Consider the following 6,548-nt stretch of genomic DNA (forward strand, 5'->3'; position numbering starts at 1 on the left):
GCCATCCTGCCACCGACGGCGCACCTTGCAGGGCGCGCGCACACCATCTTGCGATGCGCCGCGCAGCCACACAAGAGTGCGCTGACACGCTGCGGAACAGTCGGCCACGGGCGGCCACGGGCGGCGCGGCGCTCCTCGTCCTCGGATTCGGCGGTGCCGGCCGGACGCGGCGTCAGCGGCCGCGCGGTGGTGGCGGCGGCAGCACCTGCCCCGGCGTTGCCGCCGGTGCTGGCGCCGGCCCCAGCCGGACGGTTGCCCTGCTCCTCGCCGCCGAAGCGCTTGCGCGCCTCCTGCTCGGCGCGGCGCTTGCTCTCGTCTTCCTGGGCGCGGCGGGTTTCGTCCTCGCGCTTGCGGGCCTCGGCGGCATCGCGCTCGGCGCGTTCGACGCGCTCGCGCTCGGCGCGGCGGCGGGCCTCTTCCTCGGCGGCGCGGCGTTCTTCCGCCATGCGCCGCTCTTCCACTTCGCGGACGCGGGCGTCGGCGAGGGCGCTGGCGCGGGCGTTGCGCTCTTCCTCGGTCAGGGTGCGCAGCACCACGCCGGAGCCGCCGGGACGCTGCTGGGCGCCGGGACGGCCGGGAGGGCCGCCGCTGCCGGGACGGCGATCGGCGCCGGGACCGCCGGAACGCGGCGGCTGGCCGGGACGGTTCGGCGCGCCAGGACGCTGGGACGCCTGCGAGCTGGCATGGGAGCTTGAATGGGAGCCGGGACGGCTGGACGCGCCGGCGGCGGTGCGCGGACCGTCGGTGCGGCCGCCCGCGGACTGGCCGGGACGCGCCGAAGCCGGCTTCGCTTCGCCGGACGCAGCCGGAGCTGCGGCCCTGGGGGCGGCAGGCTTGGGCGCGGCCGCCTGAGGCGCAGCAGCCTGAGGCGCAGGCGTCTGGGGCGCAGCGGCCTGGGCTGCTGCGGCGGGCGCCGCCGCGGGGGCGGTCGGAGCCGGCTCGGCGACCGCCGGAGCGGGCGTCGCGACAACGGGGGCAGGCGCCGCAGGCGTCTCGACCACCGGAGCGGCCGGGGCCTTCGCCTCGACGGGCGCGGGCGCCGCAGCCTGGGGCGCGGGGGCTTCCGCAGCCGGGGCCGGCGCCACGGGGGCGCTCACCGGCGCCGGGGCGGCCGGGGCCTTCGCCTCAACCGGAGCCGGGGCGGGCGCGACAGGCGCGGGAGCAGGCGCTGCGGACGGAGCAGCGGCGGGCGCAGCCGGGCGCGGCGCGGCCGGTGCCGCTGCCGGAGCGGCCGGTGCCGCCTGCCCGGTTCCCTGCCCGGTTCCCTGGCCGGCTGCTTCGCCGGGGGCGATGACGCGGCGCTTCACCTTCTCCACCACAACCGCCTTGGAGCGGCCGTGGCTGAAGCTCTGGCGCACCATGCCCTGCTCCACCGGGCGCTTCAGCGTGAGCGTCTTGCCGGTGGCGGGATGCAGCGTCTTGTCGCCTGGGGTCTTCGTATCGTTCATTCCGTATCCGTTCCTTGCATCCGACCGGTTACATGCGCGTGACCCTCGCCCTGCCCATGCTCTTCGATGTCGGACGTACCCGTCCGCCAGCGCAGGAGCTTGTGGCAGCGCTCGAGAAACCCTTCCGTCGTCGGATGCGCGAGCAGCGCCGCATGTACCACATTTGACCGCCCCAACGCCAAGTCCAATTCGATGCCGGTAAAGCAATCGATACTGGACACCTGGCGGGCGCCGGCATTTTCGACCTGGCGCGTGAGGGCCTTGAGCTTGCGCACCCCGTCCGGGCGTGCGTCCTGGGCGTGCAGGAGAACCCGCACGTCACCGGAGGCGAGAGCCGCCTCGACCTTCGTCGTGCCCGTCACCACCTTCCCGGCCTTGTTGGCCAGGGAGAGGGCGCTGCGGGCGTCCTTTTCCAGCAATGTATCCACGAGATCGGCAAGGTCGGGCACCGTGGTGCCCTTGCCCTTGAAGGCGCGGCCGAAGACCTTGCGCTTCAGCGCGGTCTCGAGGTCGGCGCGGGTGGCGCTGATCCAGGCGCCACGCCCGGGCAGCCTACGGGTGATGTCCGGGACGATCGCGCCGTCCGGCCCCATCACGAAGCGCAGCATGTCCGCGACCGGGGTGACCCGCCGGGTGGCAAGGCACAGGCGCGACAGGGGCGCCCGCGCCGCCGCAAGGCTGCGCAGTCCCTCGTCCGTCTCGTCCTCGTCCACCATAGCGGGCACCGTGTGTCATCTCCCAGTCTCAGGCTTCGCCGGCGGTGGCGTCATCGCCATCCGCAGCGGGTTCGTCGGCCTCGATCCAGCCGGCGGTGACGCGGGCCTGCATAACCAGGGCCTCCGCGTCCTCGCGGGACAGTTCGAAGCCGTCCAGGGCACCGGCGTGGCGGACGGTTTCGCCGTCCTTGCGCTCGGTCCAGCCGACGAGGTCATCGGTGGCGCAGCCGGCGAGGTCCTCGATGGTCTTGATGTCGTTCTCGCCGAACGCCACCAGCATCTTGGAGGTGACGCCGGGCACGGTCTTCAGGTCGTCTTCCACGCCCAACTCGGTGCGGCGGGCGTCAAGCGCCTCCTCCACCTCGGCGAGGTGCTTCAGGGCGCGGGCCTGCAGCTCGGCGGCGGTGTCCTCGTCGAAGCCCTCGATGGAGGCAAGCTCCTGGAGCTGGACGTAGGCGATCTCCTCCACCGAGGTGAAGCCCTCGGAGGTGAGCAGCTGGCCCATCATCTCGTCGAGATCGAGGGCATCGGCGAACATCTTGGTGCGCTCGGCGAATTCCTTCTGGCGCCGCTCGCTCTCCTCCTGCTCGGTCATGATGTCGATGTCCCAGCCGGTGAGCTGGGTGGCGAGGCGCACGTTCTGGCCGCGGCGGCCGATGGCCAGCGACAGCTGGGCGTCGGGCACCACCACCTCGATGCGCTCGCGATCCTCGTCGAGCACCACCTTCACCACCTCGGCGGGGGCGAGGGCGTTGACGATGAAGGTGGCGATATCATTGTTCCAGGGGATGATGTCGATCTTCTCGCCCTGCAGCTCGTTCACCACGGCCTGCACGCGCGAGCCGCGCATGCCGACGCAGGCACCCACCGGGTCCACCGACTGGTCGCGGGAGATCACCGCGATCTTGGCGCGGGAGCCGGGATCGCGCGCCACCGCCTTGATCTCGACGATGCCGTCGTAGATCTCGGGCACTTCCTGCGCGAACAGCTTGGCCATGAACTGGGGATGGGTCCGCGACAGGAAGATCTGCGGCCCGCGCGGCTCGCGGCGCACGTCATAGACGTAGGCGCGGATGCGGTCGCCGGTCTTCACGGTCTCGCGCGGCAGCAGCTCGTCGCGGCGCAGGATGCCTTCGCCGCGGCCGAGGTCCACCACCACGTTGCCGTATTCGACCCGCTTGACGAGGCCGTTCACCACGTCGCCGATGCGGTCCTTGAATTCGTCATACTGCCGGTCGCGCTCGGCCTCGCGCACCTTCTGCACGATGACCTGCTTGGCGCTCTGCGCGGCGATGCGGCCGAAATCGAAGGGGGGCAGGGTGTCGGCGATGGTGTCGCCGACCTGCGCCGCCGGATTGTGGCGGCGGGCGCCGTCCAGGGTGATCTCGGTGGCCGTGTTCTCCACCTCGTCCACCACCAGCAGATGGCGGGCCAGACGCAGCTCGCCGGTCTTGGCGTTGATGTCCGCGTGGATGTCCGTCTCCTGGCCGTAGCGCGAGCGCGCCGCCTTGGCGATGGCGTCTTCCATGGCGGCAATCACGATGCTGCGGTCGATGGACTTTTCCCGCGCGACCGCATCGGCGATCTGCAGCAGTTCCAGCCGGTTTGCGCTGACGGCAACCATCAGTGCGTCTCCTTCACGGTGCTGGCGTTGGCGGAGGAGGCGGCCGTTTCCAGGCCGGCCTTCTTCTTGGCGTTGGATTTCTTGGGTGAAGCCTTCTTGCCCTTGGCCTTGCGGCCGACGAGCTTGTTGCCGCCGTCCTTGCGCGAGGGGCCCCTGTAGGGCACCGCGGGCTGGGCGGCGGCCTCGGCCTGCGCGGGGATTTCGTCCTCGTCCTCGGCTTCCGCCGCGCCGTCCATATCCCCGCCGTCCATTTCCGCGCCGTCCTCGCCGTCGAGGAAGGCTTCCGCATCCTCGTCGAGGTCCTGGCCGGCGGCCTTGGCGGCGCGCAGGGCCTCGCGGATGAGGGCGTCGGTGAGCATGAGCTTGGCGTCGTGGATGTCGGCCACGGGCAGGCGGGCGGTGGGATCTTCCTCGGCGGGCGCATCGAGGCGGCGGACCACGGCCACACCGTCGTCGGCGCCGATCAGGATGCCGCGGAAGCGCTTGCGGCCGTCCACGGGGCGGGCCATCTCCACCTTCACCTCGTGGCCGGCCCAGCGGATGAAGTCCGACAGGCGCACCAGCGGCCGGTCGATGCCGGGGGAGGACATTTCAAGGCGGTAGGCGCTGGAGATGGGGTCTTCCACGTCGAGCACCGGAGACAGGGCGCGCGAGGCGGCCTCGCAATCGTCGATGCTCATGGTGCCGTCGGGCCGCTCGGCCATGATCTGCAGCGTGCCGCCGTCGCGGTTCGTCACCTTCACGCGCACCAGCCGGTAGCCGAGCGCGCCAAGCACGCCCGAGGCGATGGCGGCCACGCGGGCGGCCACCCCGGTTTCGGTGATGAGGCGCGGCTCGTTGGGATCGTCGAGCACGGCTTGGATCTCGGTCATGTCCCTCCAGGACAGCTGAACTGCGGCCGATTCCGGCCGGTGGGCGCGCGGCGGTTCGGCACCGGCGCCCGGATAGTGTGCGAGAGACGAACCCGACCCGGTGGATTGGACCTGGTCGGTGGATCCGTCTCTCAGTTCTCCCCCTGCGGCCCGGCAGCGAACTTCCCGGCAAGACCGGATAAGCAGAAACGGAGCGGGTCCCGGCGGGGGCCCACTCTCATCACCTTCGACTGCGATGGCGCTGAGGCATCCCTCATCAGGGATGGCGCTAATATAGACGGAAATGCCAAAGGCGCAAGCGCAGGGTGACGGCGTCCGTTGGCCCGGCGCACCGGCTTCCGGCGCCGCCTTCGCCTCCGGGAGCCCCCGCCCTCAGGCGATGGCATCCAGATCGGCGTCGGTGAGCGCGCCGGGCACGATGGTGATGGGCACCGGAAAGCGCGCCGCATGCCCGGCCGCCAGCACGGTGACCAGCGGGCCGGGGCCTTCCTTCCCGACGCCGGCCGCCAGCACCAGGATGGCGATGTCGTGATCCTCGGCGATCACCCGGGCGATGGCCTCGGCCGGTGCGCCTTCCTTGATCACCAGCTCGGGCGCGATGCCGGCCACCTGGCGGGCGCGGGCGGCGAAGTTCTGGAGCCGCGCCTCCATCTCCTCATGGGCCTCCGCGCGCATCAGGTCGGCCACCCCGAGCCATTGCTGGGCGGCGCCCTCCAGCTCCAGTACGCCCAGCAGGACCAGCCCGCCCGCGGTGCCGGCGGCGCGGCGGCTGGCATAATAGACCGCGCGGTCGCATTCGGGGGTGTCGTCCACCACCACCAGGAACTTGCGGCGGTGGCCGGGTTCCCGGCTGCGGCGGGGGGGTGCGGGCTGCGGCGCGGAGGTCATGGCAGGGTCCTGCGCGGGGAGCGGGGCGCCGTGGGCACCGGACGGCGGGAAGGACGGCGCATCGAAAAGGCCCTATTGGGCGCGCGGTGGGCGCCAGGAAACGGGCAGGCCGGTGCATGGTGCCATGCCGACCGGGCCAGGGGGGAGGAAAATGTGGGGCACCGCCGGTCGCACCGGGTGCGGCAAGACTGCATTGCCGGTGAAGGCAGCGCTTCGCGATTCAACCCCGTGCGAATCTGCTTTAAAGACGGGCCTTCCGTTCCCGCAAGACAGGCGGCCCCGCGGGGCGCGCGCCGGCAAGGAGAGGCCCACATGACCAGCACAGCCACCGACCTTACGCTGGAGGCGGCGCAGACCATCGTCGCCGCAGCCCTCGCCTATGCCCGCGCCGGCGCCATGAACCCGCTCGCGGTGTGCGTGCTCGACGCCCGCGGCGCGCTCAAGGCCTATGCGGCGGAGGATGGCACCAGCCTCAACCGCGGCGAGATCGCCCGCGGCAAGGCCAATGGCGCGCTGGCGCTGGGCATGGGGTCGCGGTCCCTGTTCAAGCGGGCCAAGGACCAGCCCTTCTTCATCTCCGCCGCCACCTCGGCCATCGGTGGCTCGCTGGTCCCGGTACCGGGCGGCGTGCTGATCCGCTCGGCGGCGGGCGCCGTCATCGGCGTGGTCGGGATTTCGGGCGATACCTCGGACAATGACGAGGCAAGCGCCCTGGCAGGCCTTGCCGCCGCCGGTCTCGCGGGCGATCCCGGCCAGGACTGACCCGGCCAGGACTGAGGACGGACAAAGGCCCGGCGCGATGGTGCGCCGGGCCTTTTGGGGTCACGCGTCAGTTTGAAGCCGAGCGCCGCCCTCTCCCGAAGTGCGGCACGCCCCCTCTCCCGCTTGCGGGGGAGGGGGCAGGCCCGTGCCAAAAAGCACCGGCGGTTCTCGCAAAAACGACCCTTGCCCCCACCCTGCCCTCCCCCGCAAACGGGAGGGGGTTCCCAGCGTTCCCGGT

Annotated in this window: 6 protein-coding genes; 1 reads left to right on the forward strand and 5 read right to left on the reverse strand. The window is 72.0% G+C overall.

Going from position 1 to position 6,548, the window contains the following annotated elements; genetic code table 11:
• The 5 genes from K9U41_RS21060 to K9U41_RS21080 form a co-directional block, all read right to left on the reverse strand.
• On the reverse strand, positions 1 to 1,448 hold a 1,448-nt coding region (locus K9U41_RS21060), incomplete at its 3' end, for a translation initiation factor IF-2 associated domain-containing protein (protein ID WP_282642807.1).
• Positions 1,445 to 2,164: an RNA-binding protein gene (locus K9U41_RS21065; RefSeq protein ID WP_282642808.1), complete on the reverse strand. Its 720-nt coding sequence runs from the start codon at positions 2,162 to 2,164 to the stop codon at positions 1,445 to 1,447. The genes K9U41_RS21065 and K9U41_RS21060, both read right to left, overlap by 4 nt.
• A 28-nt stretch (positions 2,165 to 2,192) precedes the next feature.
• A complete protein-coding gene (nusA, locus tag K9U41_RS21070) occupies positions 2,193 to 3,788 on the reverse strand; it encodes a transcription termination factor NusA (protein ID WP_282642809.1) in 1,596 nt (531 codons plus the stop codon).
• Complete coding sequence (gene rimP, locus K9U41_RS21075) at positions 3,788 to 4,660, reverse strand: ribosome maturation factor RimP (RefSeq protein WP_282642810.1); 873 nt, start codon at positions 4,658 to 4,660, stop codon at positions 3,788 to 3,790. The genes nusA and rimP overlap by 1 nt, the downstream gene beginning before the upstream one ends.
• A gap of 372 nt (positions 4,661 to 5,032) precedes the next feature.
• Positions 5,033 to 5,548 carry a universal stress protein gene (locus K9U41_RS21080; RefSeq protein ID WP_282642811.1) on the reverse strand — a complete coding sequence of 172 codons (516 nt, stop codon included), beginning with the start codon at positions 5,546 to 5,548 and terminating at the stop codon, positions 5,033 to 5,035.
• A 312-nt stretch (positions 5,549 to 5,860) separates the two neighbouring features.
• Between K9U41_RS21080 and K9U41_RS21085 the strand changes: the two genes are divergently transcribed.
• Positions 5,861 to 6,310, forward strand: a complete 450-nt coding sequence (locus K9U41_RS21085) for a GlcG/HbpS family heme-binding protein (RefSeq protein ID WP_282642812.1) — start codon at positions 5,861 to 5,863, stop codon at positions 6,308 to 6,310.
• The last annotated feature ends 238 nt before the right edge of the window (positions 6,311 to 6,548 follow it).

Origin of the sequence: Xanthobacter autotrophicus (assembly GCF_029991245.1) — a bacterium.
GTDB lineage: Bacteria > Pseudomonadota > Alphaproteobacteria > Rhizobiales > Xanthobacteraceae > Xanthobacter > Xanthobacter autotrophicus_C.